General features: G+C 60.6%; 11 protein-coding genes and 2 pseudogenes. 1 reads left to right on the top strand and 12 read right to left on the bottom strand.

The window, feature by feature from the left end:
- Positions 1–23 precede the first annotated feature (23 nt).
- The 12 genes and pseudogenes from sS8_RS29885 to sS8_RS08380 all read right to left on the bottom strand — a co-directional run bounded on the left by sS8_RS29885 (position 24) and on the right by sS8_RS08380 (position 18,029).
- Positions 24–3,186 (bottom strand): annotated as a pseudogene (locus sS8_RS29885) (type I restriction endonuclease subunit R).
- Complete coding sequence (gene rhuM / locus sS8_RS08430; protein WP_119629268.1) at positions 3,186–4,181, bottom strand: RhuM family protein; 996 nt, start codon at positions 4,179–4,181, stop codon at positions 3,186–3,188. Before rhuM ends, sS8_RS29885 begins: the two are co-directional and overlap by 1 nt.
- Positions 4,166–5,329 carry an ImmA/IrrE family metallo-endopeptidase gene (locus sS8_RS08425; protein WP_119629267.1) on the bottom strand — a complete coding sequence of 388 codons (1,164 nt, stop codon included), beginning with the start codon at positions 5,327–5,329 and terminating at the stop codon, positions 4,166–4,168. The genes rhuM and sS8_RS08425 overlap by 16 nt, the downstream gene beginning before the upstream one ends.
- Positions 5,326–7,599: an AAA family ATPase gene (locus sS8_RS08420; protein ID WP_119629266.1), complete on the bottom strand. Its 2,274-nt coding sequence runs from the start codon at positions 7,597–7,599 to the stop codon at positions 5,326–5,328. The genes sS8_RS08425 and sS8_RS08420 overlap by 4 nt, the downstream gene beginning before the upstream one ends.
- The gene (locus sS8_RS08415; RefSeq protein WP_119629265.1) at positions 7,596–8,942 is read right to left on the bottom strand and encodes a restriction endonuclease subunit S; all 1,347 of its coding nucleotides are present in this window, start codon (positions 8,940–8,942) and stop codon (positions 7,596–7,598) included. The genes sS8_RS08420 and sS8_RS08415 overlap by 4 nt, the downstream gene beginning before the upstream one ends.
- Positions 8,932–10,491, bottom strand: a complete 1,560-nt coding sequence (locus tag sS8_RS08410) for a class I SAM-dependent DNA methyltransferase (protein ID WP_119629264.1) — start codon at positions 10,489–10,491, stop codon at positions 8,932–8,934. The genes sS8_RS08415 and sS8_RS08410 overlap by 11 nt, the downstream gene beginning before the upstream one ends.
- Before the next feature lie 43 nt (positions 10,492–10,534).
- Positions 10,535–10,777, bottom strand: a pseudogene (locus sS8_RS08405) (HVO_A0114 family putative DNA-binding protein); the annotation flags it as partial.
- 44 nt (positions 10,778–10,821) lie between these two features.
- Positions 10,822–11,277, bottom strand: coding sequence for a hypothetical protein (locus sS8_RS08400; protein WP_197716714.1), 456 nt, complete (start codon positions 11,275–11,277; stop codon positions 10,822–10,824).
- Between the two features lie 76 nt (positions 11,278–11,353).
- The gene (locus sS8_RS08395) at positions 11,354–12,517 is read right to left on the bottom strand and encodes a Wadjet anti-phage system protein JetD domain-containing protein (protein WP_119629262.1); all 1,164 of its coding nucleotides are present in this window, start codon (positions 12,515–12,517) and stop codon (positions 11,354–11,356) included.
- Positions 12,504–15,878, bottom strand: a complete 3,375-nt coding sequence (locus sS8_RS08390; RefSeq protein WP_119629261.1) for an ATP-binding protein — start codon at positions 15,876–15,878, stop codon at positions 12,504–12,506. The genes sS8_RS08395 and sS8_RS08390 overlap by 14 nt, the downstream gene beginning before the upstream one ends.
- Positions 15,875–16,582, bottom strand: a complete 708-nt coding sequence (locus tag sS8_RS08385) for a DUF4194 domain-containing protein (protein WP_077729132.1) — start codon at positions 16,580–16,582, stop codon at positions 15,875–15,877. Before sS8_RS08385 ends, sS8_RS08390 begins: the two co-directional genes overlap by 4 nt.
- Positions 16,569–18,029, bottom strand: a complete 1,461-nt coding sequence (locus tag sS8_RS08380) for a DUF3375 domain-containing protein (protein ID WP_119629260.1) — start codon at positions 18,027–18,029, stop codon at positions 16,569–16,571. Before sS8_RS08380 ends, sS8_RS08385 begins: the two co-directional genes overlap by 14 nt.
- Positions 18,030–18,184: 155 nt before the next feature.
- On the opposite strand from sS8_RS08380, the gene sS8_RS08375 reads away from it, so the two are divergent.
- Positions 18,185–19,093 carry a WYL domain-containing transcriptional regulator gene (locus sS8_RS08375; protein WP_119629259.1) on the top strand — a complete coding sequence of 303 codons (909 nt, stop codon included), beginning with the start codon at positions 18,185–18,187 and terminating at the stop codon, positions 19,091–19,093.
- Positions 19,094–19,103 lie beyond the last annotated feature (10 nt).

Genomic DNA, 19,103 nt, shown 5'->3' with positions numbered 1-19,103 from the left:
AAACTTCGAATAACTGGAGGCCCTCATGCGCGTGAATGCCCAGGCTGCCATGAGGCGGACAGCACCTCGGCCTGCTGCAGCACGGTCTGCACCGCCGCGTCCTGCAGGTCGGGCGGGTAGCCGTACTTGCGCAGGATGCGCTTGACCAGCACGCGCAGGCGCGCTCGCGCCGATTCGCGGTGGGCCCAATCGACGGCGACGTTTTCGCGCAAACTGACCAGCAGCTCGTGGGCAATCACGCGCAGCTTGTCGTCACCCATCACCTGCAGGGCAGATTCGTTTTCCGCCAGCGCGTCGTAGAAGGCGATCTCCTCGTCCGACAGGCCCTGTTCCTCGCCGCGATTGCGTGCAGCGCGAATGTCCTGGGCGAGCTTGATCAGCTCTTGCAGCACCTCGGCAGTGGTGATGGCGTTGGCGTGGTAACGGGCAATGGCGTCTTCCAGCCGTTCGGTGAAGGCGCGGGTCTCGACCACGTTGGTGCGGGTGCGCGAGCGGATGCTGTCATTGAGCAGCTTGCGCAGCGCCTCCAGTCCCAGGTTCTTCTTCTCCATCTGCTGTACTTCGAGCAGAAACTCATCGGAGAGGATGGAGATGTCCGGCGTCTGGATACCGGCCGCGGCGAGGATGTCGACGATCTCGGTAGAGACCACGGCGCGGCTGACGATCTGCTGGATGGCCAGCTCGCGATCCTGCCGGGTGGCGCCTGAGCCGCCCGCCGTCTTGACCAGCGCGGCACGGATGGCCTGGAAATAGCCGACTTCCTCGCGGATACCGCGCGCTTCATCCGAACTTGCCGCCAGCGCGAAGGCCTTCGATAGACTCAGCACGCCATCGGCAAAGCGCCGTTGCGCCTGCTTCTTGCCATCAGGGGTCTTCTCCGCTGCCGCCCATTGCTGCTGCTTGTCGAGAATCCATTCGATGGCGCCGGCCATCATGGCCAGCCGTTCGCCGGGCGTGCCGCCCAGGCCCGTGCGGTAGTCGAAGCCGTGGAACATGTCGCGCACGATCTCGTACTTCTCCAGCAGCACCGCCACGGCTTCGGCTTGGTCGATGCCGGTCTTGTCCTGGTCGGGTTTCGAGTACTGCGCCAGCGCCGACTTCAGGTTCTGGGCGATGCCGATGTAATCCACGATCAGGCCCGCCGGCTTGTCGCGGAACACGCGGTTGACGCGGGCGATGGCCTGCATCAGGCCGTGTCCGCGCATCGGCTTGTCGATATACATGGTGTGCATGCTGGGCGCATCGAAGCCGGTCAGCCACATGTCGCGCACGATCACCAGCCGCAGCGGGTCCTGCGGATCACGGGCACGCTTGGCCAACAGATCACGCCGCGCCCGTCATCACGATCTTGATGCTGCCGGCGTTGTCGTCGCTGCTGTGCCAGTCGGGGCGTAGCTTGATGATCTCGTCGTAGAGTGCCACGCAGATGCGCCGACTCATGCACACCATCATCGCCTTGCCATTGAGCGCCGCCACCCGGTCCTCAAAGTGCTGCACCAGGTCGGCGGCCACCAGCGCGAGTCGCTTGTCACTGCCAACCAGCGCTTCGACCGTGCTCCACTTCTGCTTGGTGCGTTCGGCGCTGGGTTCGTCCTCATCCTCCAGCAGCGCCTCGATCTCGGCATCGATGCGCGGCTTCTCGTCCTCGTCCAGTTCGATGCGCGCCAGCCGTGATTCGTAGTAGATCGGCACCGTGGCGCCGTCTTCCACCGCGCGGCTGATGTCGTAGATGTCGATGTAGTGGCCGAACACCGCCGGGGTGTTCACATCAGTGGCCTCGATGGGCGTGCCGGTGAAGCCGATGAAGGAGGCGTTGGGCAGCGCGTCGCGCAGATATTTGGCAAAGCCGTAGGCGATCTCGCCGGTCTTGCTGGCGACCTTGGCCTTGAAGCCATACTGGCTGCGGTGGGCCTCGTCGGCGATGACCACGACGTTGGAGCGATCGGTCAGCGCCGGGAAATCGGTCTCGTCCGCCGCTGGGGAGAATTTTTGCAAGGTGGTAAAGATCACGCCGCCGGAGGCGCGGTTGAGCAGGGTGCGCAGATGCTCGCGGTCCTGCGCCTGCACCGGCGTCTGCCGGAGCAGGTCCTTGCACATGGCGAAGGTGGCAAAGAGCTGGTCGTCCAGGTCGTTACGGTCGGTCAACACCACCAGCGTGGGGTTGGCCATGCGGGGGTCGAACACCAGGAGGCCCGCATAGAACGCCATCAGCAGGCTTTTGCCGGAACCCTGGGTGTGCCAGATCACCCCGGCCTTGTGGTCGCCGGGCGGTTGGTCCTTGACGCTGGGCAGTCCGTAGACGTCTGGGTCCTCGGCCACGGCACGCTGGCTCGCCCGCAGTGTCGAGATCACCGCCTTCTTGACCGCGTGGAACTGGTGGTAGCCGGCGATGATCTTGATCAGCCCGCCGCCGGTTTCACCGAACACGGTGAAGTGGCGCAACAGATCGAGGAAGCGCCCCTGCTCGAACACGCCCTCGATCAGCGTGGCCATCTCCGGCATCCCCTTGGGCTCGATCCGGGTGCCGTCGGTGGTGCGCCAAGGCATGAAGCGCTCCTGATCCGCCGACAGCGAGCCCACCCGTGCAGACAGGCCATCGGAGGTCACCAGCAGCGCATTGCTGCGAAACAGCGCCGGAATCTGCTGTTTGTAGGTCTGTAGTTGATTGAAGGCGCCGGCCAGCGTCGCGTTCTCGCCGCCGGGCGCCTTGAGTTCGATCACCGCCAGCGGCAGGCCGTTGACGAACACCACCACGTCCGGCCGACGTTTAGCCTGGCCAGCTACCACCGTGAACTGCTGCACCGCCAGCCAGTCGTTGTTGGCGGGTCGCTCGAAGTCGATCAGCCGCACCTTGCCCGCCGTCAGCGTGCCGTCCTCGGCGTAGTACTCCACATCCGCGCCTTCGGTCAGCAGCCGGTGGATGCGGCGGTTCTCCTCCAGCAGGTTGGGCAGTTCCGACTGCGTCAGGCGGCGAATGGCGTCGGCTTGCGCCTCGGGTGGCAGTGCCGGGTTCAGCCGCGCCACGGCGGCGGTGAGTCGTGCCTTGAGCGCCACCTCGTCGTAGGCGTCCCGCTCCGGCTGCTTGCCGTCAGGGCCGATGACCTCGTCCGAGGCGCAGGCGAAGCCCAGCCCGGCCAGCTGCTCCAGCAGCGCGGTTTCCAGTTGGGCTTCGGAGAGAAATGCCATCAGATGCCCCCTGTGTTGGCACTGTCTTTTAGCAGTACAAAATGCTCCACCAGCTTCACCATCAATTCCTTCTGCTCCGGCTTGCTCTCGGCCACCAGCAGTGCCAGCGCCACCAGGGTGTTGTCGTTGACCAACCGATCTACGGGCCGCTCCAGCAAGTGCTGGTTCAGGCGCAGATACCACAGAAACTGGAAGGAGCCAGTGCGCTTGTTGCCATCGGCCAGCGGGTGGTTCTTGATCACGAAATACAGCAGATGCGCTGCCCGGCTGGCGACATTGGGGTAGAACAGTTCATCGCCGAAACCCTGCTCGATGGTGGCGATGGCTGAGGTCAGCCCGGCGCCGCGTAACTGGCCGAAGAGTTCCGTGGCCTCGCCTTTGGCGATCAGCTCCGCCTTGAGTTGGGCAATGGCCACCAGCGCATCATCCAGATTCAGCGCCTGCATCCCGCATTGTCTGGCAGTCTGCCCGGTAAGGCTTTGTTCGTCGTAGCCTTGCAGCAAGCTCCAACTGCGGGCGTAGTCGGCGATCACGCCCAGCACCGTCTCACCTTCGGCACTGACCAGTTGCTGGTTGGCCAAGGTGCGCGAGAGCAGGTCCAGCGCCTGCTCGAACTCGATACCGCGCTCCCTGAGACGCTGCTGATTCAGGGTATAGCCATCGACCAGATGCTGACGCAGCACGGTGGTGGCCCACTGACGAAAGCGGGTGGCGCGACTGGAGTTGACCCGGTAGCCGACCGAGATGATGGCGTCGAGGTTGAAATACTCGACCTGATAAGTCTTCCCGTCGGCGGCAGTTGTTGCATTTTTTGCAACAACTGAATCGCGCTCCAACTCCTTGCTGTCAAAGACATTCTTGAGGTGGCGGGAGATCACGGACTTGTCGCGCCCGAACAGTACAGTCAGTTGCTGAAGGTTCAGCCAAACAGTTTCGCCCTCCAGCCGCACCTGTACCGGCTGATCGCCGGACTCGAAAATCACGATGTTGCCCATGGGGTCCCTCCCAGCTCGCGCGCCGCTTCATAAAAGGTGGAGGTCTTGCGCACGCCCAGCATGCGGAAGGCATCCTGAAACAGGGTTTGTCCTTCCAGCGTGCTCGACAGCACGGCGCGGGCAAAGCGCTTGCCGGTGCGCGCGCCCAAGGTGCGGTAGAAGTCGCCGCCTCCGCTGCCGCCCCGGTCCAGCCTGCGGATGCGCGCCAGCTCTTCGCGGTAGTTTTGCCACAAGGTGGGTTCGTCGATAAACCCCGCATCGAACAGGCGGCGCAGGGCGACCAGCGTGCTGACCTTGAAACTGCGCGCCAAGCGCTGAATCTCCTCCGCGATAGGCACACCGCCCTGATAGTCCTGCCGCAGCAGGGCCAGCGGCATCAGAAATTCGGCCGCCACGGCGTTGCACCAGCGTTCGATACCCGGTTCGGCCAGCCGACCCGCCTCGGGGTCGGAAATGCCACTCTCGCCCAGCCACAGGTGCGCCAGCTCGTGGGCCAGGGTGAACATCTGTGCCGCCTTGCTGTCGGCGCCATTGATGAACACCAGTGGCGCCAGCTCATCTGCCAGCGCAAAGCCGCGAAACTCCTCGACGGCCAGCTTGCGGTGGCTGTTGCTGCCGACCACGCCGCTTGCCATCACCAGTACGCCCGCATCCTCGGCCTTGCCTACAAACAAGCGCAGGGCGTCCGTCCAGGTCGGGCATTGCAGCCCCTCGGCCATGCTGAGCGCCAGGGTTTGCCGCATCGCCTCGGCCACCCGTTCGGGCGCGTCCTGCAGCGTGGCGCTGCCGGCAAAGTCCAGCGCAGGCAGCGCGTGCACGCGGGCATAGTCGCGGAACCAGTCCTGCCGTTGCTGGCACAGGTAAATGGTGTCGAGCAGGTTGGGGCTGGGCCGGCTCAGGTCGCGATCTGCCAGAGTGCGGAAGTCGGGAATCGGCAGCGGCTCCTGTGGCGGAGCAGGCAGGAAGAGGTAGCCTACCGCCACATGCACCGCACGGGCGAAGTCTTCCAGTTGCCGCAGAGTGGGTTGCAGTTCTCCGGCTTCCCACTCGCCGAGTTTCGGAAACCTCCCCGCCAGCGCAAGCATATCCAGCCCGGCGCGCTTGCGCGCCCAGGTCAGCAACTCGGGGTTGACGGGGATGCGGGTCATGGCGCTTCCTCAACTGGCGGATCAACCAGCGCCACCATCGCGTCGTAATGAGCGGTGTCCTCGTGCTGAATAAGTGCAAGCAGATCTGTCAGCACGGACTTTGCCTCGCCAAGTGCGGACGGATCGTGCTCCTGGTCAACGATCGCGTCAGCATGTGAATGCGTATGCAGAAAGCGTAGAATCCGCAGCTTCTTGGTTTCGTCAAAGTTGATGCCTTGCAATTTCCGTCGCAGTTCGCCGGCGTTTTGTGGGTGACGAAATGCAAGGAAGGCTTCGAGTAACCGGCGCGCCATGTTCGGGAAGATGTAGTTCTTCTCCAGTCCGCCCTGTGCTTGTTCTTTCGTCCTGCGGTAAACACGGGCAAACAAATAGTGATACTCCGACTCGAACTGCTCCAGTAGTGGGTCGAGTGGCGCTATGCGCGAGCGGCGGCCGTGTTCAGTCAACGAACAGTCCATCATATAAAATCGTGCCGGTCGCTTGGTAATGTCCTTCTTGTTCTGATCCCTAAGGTGATGAAACCAACTACGCACTTGGCGAAACATCGCAAAATTGTGGGTCAGGATAATTATCTGGGCAGCGTCATCCACGCAGCGCCGGATATAGCCGAAAGCGAGAAACAAAGCATTTGCATCGAGGCTGGAAACCGGGTCGTCCAGCACAACCAGCCCTTTGTCCATCTCGAAGCGGCGATCCTTCAACGTCTTGAGGAAATAGAGCAGCGCGATCGCGGTCATTTCGCCTTCGCTCAAAGACCGGGCGGGTGCGCCGTTACGCGCAATGGTGTAGCCGGTGTCCATTACATCAAGCTGAAGTTCGGCGTGGCCAAGGTAACTGTGCAAGTCCTCGTTCAACTCCTCCGCTGGCTGGCGATGCTCGATGATCTCGCGTTCGAGCCGTGAGATCTGGCCAGCCACTTGCTGGATCTGGGTACTTGCCTCACTGATTGCCGTCTCCTGAGTCTGCACCGCGTCGGCCAGGCTCTGGTACTCATCGAGGGAACTTGCGACGGAATCGGCCTCCAGCTTCTTTCTGGCCGTCCTGACATGGCCTTCGAAATCTGCACAGGCCTGGTTGTGGCGCCGAACGATGGCATTGATGTCGTCAATGACCGATTGCTGGACATCGGGAACAGCGACGTCCAGCGACTGCGTCTCGAAAAGTTTCTGCTTCTTGTCTTTCAGGGCTGCGATCAGCGTTTCCAAGTAGTCGGCAATTGAGGTGGTGATTGAGTCAAGTTGCGTCTTCACCTGATCAAAATCGGCAACGAGGTCTTCGTAAAGCTCTGCGCGATTGGGCAGTAAAATCTGGCCGACCGAACGGGAGTTTGCCTCAAGCTCACCTAGCTGCGTATCCAGTTGACTCAACAGTTGTTCGTACTCAGTGCTGAAGTGGGCTTCAAGCGCCGCCATACGGCCATCGGGCAGCGGCTGCTCACAGAACAGGCAATGCGCGGCATCGCGCTGCTGATGCAGACCCAGTCCGTCGCGGGTCCATGCAGACAACTGCGGGTCAGCCTTGAGCGTGGCAATGGCCGACGACACCACCGACTTCTGCAGTAGCTGACGGGTGGTGTCAGTGAGTTGTTGGAGATCGGGCAGCCTAAGCTGCACTTCGAGGACAGGGGCTTTTGGCGTTGCCTTGCTTTGGCTGACCAGGCGCTCCCGCTCATCGTCGCTGAGCAGGTGGTTCGTCTTGTCGCCGGCGCTCTGCATCGTCGCAACGCGCTGCTTGTAGCGCGCCTTGTCGTAGTTGTTGTAGATGTTATTGCCCGACGACCGCAAGGTTTCACGGATGACGGTGGCGCGATCCACGCAATGCTTGTCGAGGGCCCTTTCGGCCTTGGCCTTCTCTTGCCGCGCGGCATCAAGCGCCTTCTGCGTCGTGGCCTGCTCGCCTTTCAACTGCTCGACCCGCGCCTGCTTCTCCGCACTTTCCTCGCCAAGAACGAAAATCGGGGGGACTTCGCCACCGCCCACCGGAAACACGTTGGCAGCCACGAAGTCACGATTGAACACCCGAACCGGCAAAGTCGTTTGGGCGAAGTCGTTGCCAGCAATGGTGGTGTTCGCGGTGGCCAGCGTTACCTCAGCCTCCGGTGGCCTTCTCAACTCCAGTGCACGAAAGAGGTTGCTGAGAGTAGTCTTGCCGCTGCCGTTCCAGCCGTAGATCAAGTTGTAACGGCCAAAGGAAGGCAAGTCAGCAGGCCAACTGAAGTCACGCAAGACGCCCGGATGGCGCAGGCGGCTGATCTTGGTGATGAGCGTCATCCCACAGACTCCATGAACTTCTCGGCATCCTTGATGCGCAGCTCGCCGGAGATCAATTTGGGCAGCAGGGTGTCGCGGAGTGCTGAGAGCGTCTCGGATGCCTTCGCATTGGACTTGATGCTTTCAAATGTTGGCGAAACCTGCCTTTCGAATGCATGCCAGAGATCCTCGTCCCATGGTGATGCCAGCTTGAATGCGGCGACCGAATCACCCTGTGCGCGCTGCCGGCCAGATGTCCCGGTCATGCTTCTGATTGCGTGTTCTCGAAAAGCATCATCTCGCGCGAGCAAGTATGCGTACGCGGCTGGAACCGGCGCTTTGGGCCGCATGATGATATATTCCGTCGATCCCCATCCGACTGTGTCATCAGGCAGGCACTGTACGAATGCGGTCTTCCCGTTCTCCAGGCATGGCGTAATTCGCGCCAACAAGGTATCGCCGTTACGAAACCGCATCCCGCTACGGAAGTCCCGCATGATCGGTGGTTCTGGCCAACTGCCCGATGTTGGTAGAGAGGCCATATCCAGGTAAGGCGCGGGCGTGCCCTTACGCAGAGGTTCGGTCGGGTTGAACTCGATGAACTTGCTCGCGGAAACAATCTCCCACCCCTCCGGCTTGCCTTCGTCGTCGAGGCGGTCGGGGAAGAGTTGCCAGAGATCGGCGGGGAGGTAGGGGTCGTGGCCTTCCATCTTGGCGCGGACGGGGCCGAAGTCGACGAACCAGTCCTTGAACAGGGCGCGAGCCATGGCTTCCAGGGTCTGGTTGCGGCGGCGATTGAGTTCGATCTTGTCGTCCAGCGTGCCGAGGATGTGGGCGATGGCGTGTTGTTCAGCTGGCGGCGGAATTACAAACGGGCAACTAGACAATATCGATGTATTCAGATTGGGCATGGTTGCGCCATGAGCATGGCGAACGATCCATTCTCTGACGCTGGGATGCCCCAAGTAATAGGCCGCGTAGCTTGAGTTGGCGCCTTTGTCTCCGAGACGGACCCTTAAGCAACCCGTTCCACATAACCAGCCATCTTCATTGGCGCGAATCAATGCTCGTTTCTCGACGTCACCGGGCCTGCTGTAAACGATATCCCCCTCTCGAACGAGGTATCGGCTCAAGCGCGTTGCATCTTCGGGCGTGATTCGCGCAATCCCATATTCACTTATCCGGTTATCGCCAATGTTCTGCGGCATGATGGAAGGTACGCCGACCGGAACATAGTCCGCAGCATGGAATTGACTTCCGAAGGGGCCAGCCTGGATGTCGCCGCCACCATCCGCGCAAGCCTTGCCCAGCGTGGTGTATGTCCAGCCATCTGGAATATGGCCAACGAGTTCCTCAACCGCCATACCCAAGCTCCCTCAGGTTGGCTTCAATGGCCGCATCCAGCCGCGCCGCTTCCTGCTGCTCGCGCCACTGCGCGCTGAGTCGCTGCATCTTGTCGACAAAGGCCTCGCCGTCGTCCTCGGCCGCTTCCGCCCCGACATAGCGGCCGGGCGTGAGCACATGGCCGTGCTTGCGGATTTCTTCGAGGCTGGCGCTCTTGCAGAAGCCGGGGATGTCAGCGTAATTGCCGGCCTCCTTCTCGCCCCGCCAGGCATGGTAGGTCTCTGCGATCTTCTGGATATCAGCATCGGTGAGTTCGCGCCGGGTACGGTCCACCAGTGTGCCCATGTTGCGGGCGTCGATGAACAGCACTTCGCCGCGCCGGTCACGCAGAGTGGCGTTACCGCGCTTGCCGTTGGATTTGTCGCGGACCAGGAACCAAAGGCAGGCGGGGATCTGGGTGGAGTAGAACAACTGGCCGGGCAGGGCCACCATGCAATCCACAGCGTCGGCTTCGACCATCGCCTTGCGGATCTCGCCTTCGCCGCTCTGGTTGGAGCTCATGGAGCCGTTGGCCAGCACCACGCCGGCGGTGCCGAAGGGGGCGAGGTGCCAGTAGATGTGCTGCAACCATGCGTAGTTGGCATTTCCTACCGGCGGCACGCCGAACTGCCAGCGCGGGTCTTCGCGCAGGCGGTCGCCGCCCCAGTCGGAGATGTTGAAGGGCGGGTTAGCGAGGACGTGGTCGAAGCGCAGGTCCCGCAGTTCGTCCTTGTGGAAGCTGCCTTCGTTGTTCCAGCGGATGTCGCTGTCGATGCCGCGCACGGCCAGGTTCATCTTGGCCAGGCGCCAGGTGGTGTAGTTGCTCTCCTGGCCGTAGATGGCGATGTCGCCGATACGCCCGCCGTGCTCCAGCACGAACTTCTCGCTCTGCACGAACATGCCGCCGCTGCCGCAGCAGGGGTCGTAGACCCGGCCCTGGTAGGGTTCGAGCATCTGCACCAGCACCCGCACCACGGAGCGCGGGGTGTAGAACTCGCCGCCGCGCTTGCCTTCGGCGCCGGCGAACTGGCCGAGGAAATATTCGTAGACGCAGCCCAGCAGGTCCCTGGACTTGTCGCCGCCCTCGTTCATGGCGATGCCGGAGATCAGGTCGATCAGCTCGCCCAGCATCACCTTGTTCAGCGCCGGGCGGGCGTAGTCCTTGGGCAGCACGCCCTTCAAGGATTCGTTGTCCTTCTCGATGGCGCGCATGGCGTCGTCGATCAGGGTGCCGATCTCGGGGCGCTTGGCGTTGGCCTTGAGGTGCGACCAGCGTGCATCCTTCGGCACCCAGAACACGTTGTCGGCGAGGTATTCGTCCTTGTCTTCGGCGGCCTGTGGATCCTCGGCCAGCAGCGCGGCGTGGCGGGCCTCGAAGGCATCGGAGATGTACTTGAGGAAGATCAGGCCCAAGGCGACGTGCTTGTAGTCGCTGGGTTCCATGTTGCCGCGCAGCTTGTCGGCGGCTTTGAAGAGCTCGGCCTCGAAGCCGAGGTTGCCGCCGTTGTTCTTGTCTTTGCCGTTGGCCATGTGTCGTTCCTGTGGTTCTCTTTTCAGTGTGGCGCGGGGCAGGTCAGTCCAGCACCACGAGAAATTCGGTGGCCAGTGCCTCCGGGCGCACGGCGCGGGTGTCCGGGCTGCGGTGCAGCTTGACCAGGCCGTGGCGCTCCAGGTGACGCAGGGTGCGCGACCGATTGCTGGCCGCGCGGCCAGACCACTCGGCCAGCTCCAGCACGGTGCGCGGCTGCCGCTCCTGCATCAGGCGTAGCAGCGCGCGGTTTTCGTCCGACAGCAGACCGGCCAACTGCCGCCAGGAATCGAACCAGCAGGTTTAGCCATTTCTCATTTCTCCGGGGCTTATCAATCACTGCTCCACAGCTGCTCGTCATCCTGGGGCGCCATCCAGAAGTCATCGAACAGCGCCAGCTTCGCTTCGTTGTTTGTCGGGTATGTTCGAGGCCCAAAACGATCGCCAATCTTGTAGCCCCAGCGACCAGTCTTTGTCGGGTACACCACGAGGTTGTAGCCTTCGAGATTCAGAAAACTGTTCCCCTTGGCGGACACCCGCCACTTGCGCTGCAGCCATCGGGTCCGGCGCGCTGCTCGGTTGCGCAACTTGGCCTCACGCCGTTTCGGCCCCTCGTAGTCGCCGCTCATCTTCTCGGCGCAGACGCACCCGACGTCGAAGTTCTCGTCCAGATCCGGGTGTTCCATGATGTGGACGTAGCGGATCTTCTCGTTGCCGCACATCTGGCAGGTCGCGTAATCGGTTTCGTCCGCTGACTCGCCGTCGGCCCGCAGGTCGACCACGTCCACGCAGTGCCATCCTTTGTGGGGCACGCCCGGCTGGTCCCATCGATTTCCGCTCACGACTGACTTCCCTAATCCTGAGTCATCGAATACTTGCCTGTATGGCATTCCACGCCACATCCCAGCGTATCCGCTCCTGTTCGAGGCGGATTTGTTGACCACAGGCATTTCCCTTGATTGACTGATAGAGCTTTTGTTCGGTACTGGTGAGTAGTGGGAGCTCTGTGGAAGAGTGCTGATCTTTCTCTTCGACCCATAAATCACGATGACTCATCAGCGTTGACTCATCCATAAGCACAGTTCTCAGGCTAGGGATGTATGTTCTGGCTCGATTCAGAATGGCAAAGCCATGCGTATCAATGTCACCCCAGTAGATGCATTGCGCCTGTTGTAGCCATGGAAGCTGTCCCAAAACGTCAACCGCGTAACCCAGGCGCATGATCACAACCGCCCCTGGCAGGTCATCAAAGGCAAGCCCAGTTTGAAGGTTCTCAACAACAAAGACATTCTTTGGTCGTATGTCAATGCTTGCCACCTCCTCACAAGGAGCAGAGATATCGCCAAGACCGCCCAAACGGGCTCTCAGCTCTGGGTCTAGAACGCGCATGCGCATTAACTGCGGCTGTGCCCTCAAACCGCAGCGCCTAAAAAAGTCGCGCTCTCCTGTCGAGTCGCCCTGGAGCGTCGCAACCAAATCAGAGATGAGGCCCCTTCTAGAATCCAGCCATTTGCTGTCGGCACCGGCAACCGGGATTTGTCGTGGGTAGAGGTTCGATTGCGGATTGAGATTGATCCAATCCAGCATCTCTGCCAGCCGACGAAAATCGGCATCGCCGTAGTCGGCGAGGACATCAAAATACCTCGGCAACTGCTGCGCCAGTACCGGCCAACGAGCAGTGAGCGTCTGATAGCGAGACTGGGCACGCACCCACCGTGCGGATTCTCCGATCCACAAGGCAACATCTTCAGGGCTTCGTAGCGCCAGTTTCTCTGGCAGTCGCTGGACGCCGAGCGCTTTCCACCGGCGCTCACACCAGGACAGGGTGCCGACTCCTTGCCAACCTTGCCATGCGCTCACCCAAGCGCGAACGCCGTCGACTTGCCTCAGCGCAGCCTGTTCCGTCGGTATGCTGAGCGGAACTTCCAGCGGCCATTGGCTCTCGCCAGCCTCGCCAATCAGCCACTCGCGTTGTTTGCTTTGAAAGCGACGGACGAGAAACTGTCGGACATCTTCAGGAAGCTTCAACGCTAGCCTCCTCTCGAGCGTGCTCCGGCAGCTTCAACCGCTGACGGTCACCGTCGTACTCGATCAGCAGGACGCCTGACACTCGCCGGTCACTGATATCTACGAAGCAGGCGCCACCGATGAAGGGTTCGAGGGTCATGACGGACTTCAGTGGCGTAGCGACGACCATTTGAAATCCGAAATTGGTAAAGATGTTCATCGCCAAAGTGGTGAACTCGTTGTCAGCCTTGTCGAATGCCTCATCAAGCACGACGGGTGCATACATCGGTACGCCGTGGTCGTTTCCGCCCAGTTGATACCGCAGGGCTGCGGCCAAACACGTGGTGGCTAACTTCTGGCGTTGGCCTCCAGACTTACCAGCACCGCTTCGGTAGATCTCGACCTCGACACCACCTTCATCGATCTCCCGTCCGATGAACTCAACATGCTGTCGAACGTCGAGCACAGTCTCGCGCCAGCGCTTTTGCTCGGGGTCCTGACTGGCGAGTCGATCAACAAGTCGGCGCAGGGCCAGGAACCGCGCCTCGGCAAACTCGTGGTCCTCCGTCCACGCGTGGCTAAGTGCCTGCTGGATTTCCTGCTTGAACTCCTTGACGTCAGCAAGTTGCCGGTCACTGGCGTCGATGTGGAGATAGGTGCGTTGATTGACGCTTTGGTTGAACGGCACCTGGCCAAGACTGTCGTTGACCAGATCCATTCGTTCTAGGATGGCTTTACGAGCGTCGTTCAGGTAGGTGGAGAGCGCTGCTAGATTCTGGTGGCTTTGGTTCTGCAACAGTTCGAAAAATCGCTGCTCGTAGGCGGGCAGGCCATCCGTTTCCAGTCGAACCAACTTGGCGAAAAAGTCTGGTGCGCTGGCGAGGCTCGTGTCCATGTCGCCAGCGTCCATAGGCCATTGCCGTTTAAATGCGGCGAAGCGCGCTTCTATTTCCTTCTCGCAATCGCCGATCTTATCTTTGATCTCACTGATTTCTGTGTTGAGACCTCTCTCAACAGCGGTTGCTACCTTGTCGAGGCTTTCGAGCCTGATCGCGTCTGACTGCTTGGTGAAACGTTCGTCGAGCCCCTTGATCTGATGGGGAGTCAATGGAACCCGGAAAGCATCTTGGAGGAGGGATTCAAGCTTCTGCGTGCTGTCGTTGATCTGCTTGAGAACGGAGTCATGCGCGACCTTGGCATCGCGGAGGTCCTTGTCTGCTTGATCAACCGAGTGCTTTTGCTTGTCGATCCGCTCACTGATATGCAGTAAGGCTGTATTGCCTTCCCGCGCTTCGCGAATCTGCCGCTCGATGGTGGAAATGCGGTCTAGCAACGGTATTACATCGATTTCCTGCCACTGGAGATTCACCAAGGTCTGGCACTGCATCGCTCGGGTCGCACGATTCTTGTCTTGGTCGGCGAGGGTTTCGATTTCTCGCCCTAGACGCGTAATCGTCGCAGCCAGCTCCTGGGCCTGGGCTTGAAAGAGCCCAAGCTTCTCGCGGTTATCGAACCCGAGCACCCAGTTTCGTCGGTCGCCGACACTTCTCCGGTCGTCCTTCTCATGCCGGGTTTTGCTGTGCTTGACCTGCCCCTCGCGGGTGATGGCTCGATCAGCGCTCCTGAACGACTGAATGGACTCGACGCACGCGTAATCGAAGCGTTGCCGTAGCTCGGCCTGCAGCCAATCGGCATACGTACCCTCCTTGACGTTTAGCTTGAGGACGAGCGAATTGGCACCAATGGGCTTGGCCTGCCACGTCTCCGGTCGGCCAGTCCGGTAATACACCAGGCGCTGCCCAAGGTGGGTGTTGTTGATGTGATTGGCCAACGCCGAATACTGGCGCTCGTCCACCAGGAGTGAGAGCGCAAATCCGTGCAGTACGCGCTCGATGGCACCTTGCCACTCGGCCTCGTCAGGCTTTACCTCGATGAGTTCGCCAACAAAGGGCAGCGCCGACTCCGAGATCCCGATGCCTGAGGCGATGTCTCGGCGCATTTCCAGCATATCGGCTGGAATATTCGATGGTTGGCGCTGGAGTGCCTGCACCTCCTTCACCGCTTGCGAAAATGCGGTTTCGGCGTCCTTCTTTTGAGCTGCCAAGCGGAACTGTTCTTCGCGGTTCTCGCTGCTACGTTGCTCCCAGTTTTCGACTTCCTGCCGCGCGTTGCCCAACAGCTCAGCGAAGACCTGAGGCGAATCCGGGAGGCTCCAGCCAAGCTTCTTGCATGCTTCTTCAGCCTGGCCGCGTTTGCGCAGACGATCCGTGCGCTGGCCTTCTAGACCAGATTTCTCTGTCTCCCATTGCTCGATCTGATCACCGCCGGCTTCACGGTGCTGTCGCTCCAGATCGCGCAAGGTTGTGGCGTGGTTATCCAGGATGCTCTGGCGTCGACTCACTTCACCTTCCGAGCCGCTGGCTTGCACCTCCAGGGACTCGATATGCCGCTTGAGGAGTTCAACGCGGCAGGTTTCCCGGTAGCCATCAACCCCCAGCCGAAGCTCATCCAGGCCATTGCGCTGCAGCATCAGCGAATCTCTCCGCTGATACTGCTCCCGCGCTGGCGCAAGTGTTTGAACCTGCTCGCGAGCTGTCACTACCGCCTGGTGGGCCGCATTGAGTTCGCCAAATTCGCTGACCAAGCGATCGGCCACCTCGAAGGTTTCTGGCTTGTCCAGCATGAAATCGCGCAGGAAGGTATTGAGATCGCCGAGATTTTTGGCCGACTGTGTTTTGTGCAGCAAACGCAGCGCCATTTCGCTCTCGATACCGAGCAAGCGGGAGAATCGTTCGCAATAGGGACGAAACTCGTCGCGGGCGAACGCCTCGGGGAATGACTGCTTGAGCTTTCGGATGTCGAAGTTGGATTGGCCGAAGTCCTCCAACTCGCGCAGGTCAAAGGCCCGCTCCAGGACAAGGTAGTGGCGTTTGACGTCTGTGTTTCCATTTGCATTACCACGCAGCCAAAACACCTGAACAAGCACCACAAACTGGCCCAATGCGTTCTGGTAAGTCAGTGCCAAGGCTGACCACGTTGTCCCCGAGCGCAAGTAACGGGTGGCGATCTCACCTGAATCTCCATCCTTCTGTTCGGCCCATGCACCACGTACGTAGGAGACGAGGTTTCGGTCACGACCGCTGCGGTCAGCCTCGCGCGCGGCAGCGTTGAAGTCGATCCAGCGAGGTGGCACCAGCAACGCCGAAAAAGCGTCGAGAAGAGTCGATTTCCCAGCCCCCGATCGACCGACAAACAGAAAGCCTCGTTCGCTGATCGGTACGTCATGCAGGCCAGAAAAAGTGCCCCAGTTGTAGACCTGCAGGCGAGCCATCCGGAACTGTTCCCGGGCGAACAAGGAGGCGGTTTGGGGTTCCGAGATCATTGGTCGGCCTCCTCATCAGGCTCAGTCTGAGCCAGTTGCCCTGGCGTCTCTCCGGCAGCCATGCGCTGATACAAGTGGGTAAGAGCTTGTATTTCCTCTGCTGAGAAGAGGAGCTTCAACGTGGGCGAAATCTCGAAGCGATCCTCACTCGAGCGAATTTTCTGGAGGATGCTGTGCTTCTTGATCTTCTCGATGGATGCATGAACCCGTTTCGCGAATCCCGCGCGGTCGGTGTTGGAAGCTCGCTCATAGAGGGTAAGAAACTCCATCATCTCGTCCGTCGATACCACGGCACGGTCGCCCTGCGAGTCTGCCTGGGTCAATCGCTGGCGAAGGTGGAGCAGCAGAATGGAGTCAATGAAGGTCAGCTGCGCGCGACGCAGCAGAAGTGGCACTTCGAGGTCGCCGGTATCTGCCTGGCGGGTGAAGGCAACTTGTACGTCCCGGTCGATGACTAGTTCGAGAAACAGTTCGGCAAGGCGCCGACGTATCACCGCTTCGTCTCGCACTAGTATCGGCCAGAGTTTTGGATGTCGACGTCCGTCGAGCGAAGGTCCCGCAAGTAGCTGCACCAGGGCGCGCCGGGTATCCAGCGCCAACTCGCCGCTGTCACCCATGAAAAGATGGGCGGCAGATTCCTGCGCAGGATCTGGTGCTTGTGCTTCGGCTGGCATCGCCGTTTCGTCGTTCTCAGACCAGTTCATTGGCCCGCTCCCTCAAAAAGAAGATCTTTGGAATTCGGGCGCTACGAAGCTCGTCGTCGCCTCCAACCCAGCCTACGGTTTCGCTATGGTCGGCTTTGAAACCATGCCGACTGCCCAATGCAAGCAGGCCGACGACGCTGCCCAAACCCTGTGCAGCGGGGAACTGCTCCAGCACTTCAGCAATGGATGCCTGGGACCGTTGCTCCAGGACAGCCAGGACGTTGGCCTTCAATGTTCGGAAGTCGATCTCGGATTGGGCGACCAGTTCGCTGACAGACTCCAGGTCGATTGGTGGGGCGTCACCTTCCGCCATTTGACCGGGCAAGGCTTGTAGGGATGGGTCGTACAGCACCCATTGAGACAAGGAGCGCAAACGGCTGCTCGTGAGCTCAAGCGTGTACTGTAGGGTTTCTGTGGCCCTGACTTCGTCCTTCAGAGCGAGTGCTGCTCGCTGAGCGTCTTTCAGAAGGTGATTGAGTCGGCGTTGCTCGAGGTATTCACGGCTCTGGACGAAATGCTTCAGGCTGCGGGCAAACGTCTGGAGCACTTCGTGGACCATGCCGCCCTGCTCAAGAAGGGTTCGTGTCAGCCGAAGTAGGAATCGGCGCTCCTTGGCTTCGAGCTGACCTACAAACTCCCGCGACATGACGCTATCGAGAGCCTGATCAAGTGTGGCGGCCTGCTGTGGGTCCGTTAGCAATCGCCAGAAAGCAGCGAAAGTTCTTCCCGCGTCGCTTTCTGAAATCAGGTCGATTCCGGCAAACAGCGAATCCAGCACGTCGCCCCGATTGCCATCGTTGTCCATGATGCGTTCACGGAGATCTCGATTTAGCTGATCGAACTGGTCGCGGACACGACGGAAATCACCCGCAAGATCGTCGGCCAGCGTGATGATTTCGCGCGTACGCTCCAACGCCGTTGCATGGGGCAGCACGCGCATCTGCCCCTTCTGGATGGCGTCTATCTCCTTGTCGATTCGGGCTTGCTCTGCCATGAGCCGGTCGATGCGGCGGAATTTATCGGTGTCGGTGTCCTCTGCAAGCCGGGCCAGCGCCTCGATAACAAGCGTCAGGCGGCTTTCGGTCGCGGCTGAGTGCGGCTGCTCCAGGCCAGAGACAAATCGGATGGCTTCGACGGAGGCCGTGGAGAGTTCATATTCCTCCTCTGAAGCCCCAGCCGGGAAGCGTCGCTCCAAGTACCCATCGGCAAGCCAGCTGGCGACATACGCTTGTGCGGTTTGGGGAAAGTCTTCGCCATGTGCGCGCAGCTCTTCCAGATCCCTTGCGATTCGTTCGTGAAAAATGGAGGCAGGAAGGCTCCGCTCGCTCTCGTAGAGATGGGCTTGGAGCAGGCCAATGACGGTAGGTCCAGTGTTCGAGGCAAGCAGGCGCCACAACGGTTGCGCCCGCATGCGCCGGTAGGTCGCGATGGCTTTGTCTGCTTTCACTCCCGTGCTCCAAAGTGGCGGGTCACTACCATGTGGTTATCACAAGACGACGTACACACAAATCAAAATAGAGTCATGGACAGATTCTAGGGCAGACCATATACTTTCCGCAATAACCCGTACAAGCATTCGCTAACCCGAACGAGCCAGCCAGGATGTCGAACGAACAGCTTGCAGATCTAACCCAGCCACAACGCGACCGGCTCGCGTTTGTGGAGTTGCGCGTGCGCTTCATTGGGGAGATACGCCGTCAGGACTTGGTCACGCGGTTTGGCATCCAGTCCGCCGCCGCATCTAGGGATCTGGCGCTGTACAAGGAGTTGGCCCCGGGCAACATCAACTACGACCCCAAGGGCAAGTCCTACGTCCTGGGGCCGGACTTCCGGCCCGTATTCGACTTTCCCCCAGAGCGGGTGCTGTCGTGGCTGACCCAGGGCTTTGGCGATGGTGAGCCGATGCGGCTCAAGGCGTGGGTAGCCAGCGAGAGCCCGTCACGGCTCACGCATCCGGATCTGGATGTGCTGGCGAGCGTGACCCGTGCGATCCACCAGGAGTGTCCGCTCGGCATCGAGTACCACTCCATCTCCAGTGGCCGCACCGAGCGGGAGATCGTCCCGTTCGCGCTGATCGACAACGGCCTCCGTTGGCACGTTCGCGCCTTCGACCGGAAATCCCAAGAGTTCCGGGATTTCGTCATCACCCGGATCAAGCGCCCGGTGGTGCTCAAGGGGCAGCCAGTGGCGCCCCACGAGATGAGCGATCAGGACATTCAGTGGACCCGGATCGTCGAGCTGGAGCTGGTGCCGCACCCGGATCAACCCCGGCCGGAGATCACCGAGATGGATTACGGCATGCGCGACGGCGTGCTGCGGATGAATCTGCGCGCTTCTACTGTCGGATACATCCTGCGCAAATGGAGTGTGGACTGTTCCCCGGACCACAGCCTGCGCGGCCATGAATACCGGCTTTGGTTGAAAGACCACCTTGCTATTTACGGTGTGCGTAGCGCCGTTTTGGCGCCGGGCTTTGCGCAGACGAATGCAAAAGCGTCGATAGATGACTGAACGGGAGCGA

This window comes from Methylocaldum marinum, from assembly GCF_003584645.1.
Lineage (GTDB): Bacteria > Pseudomonadota > Gammaproteobacteria > Methylococcales > Methylococcaceae > Methylocaldum > Methylocaldum marinum.
Note: the sequence above shows the minus strand (reverse complement) of the source record. Positions and strands in the feature narration are given on the sequence as shown.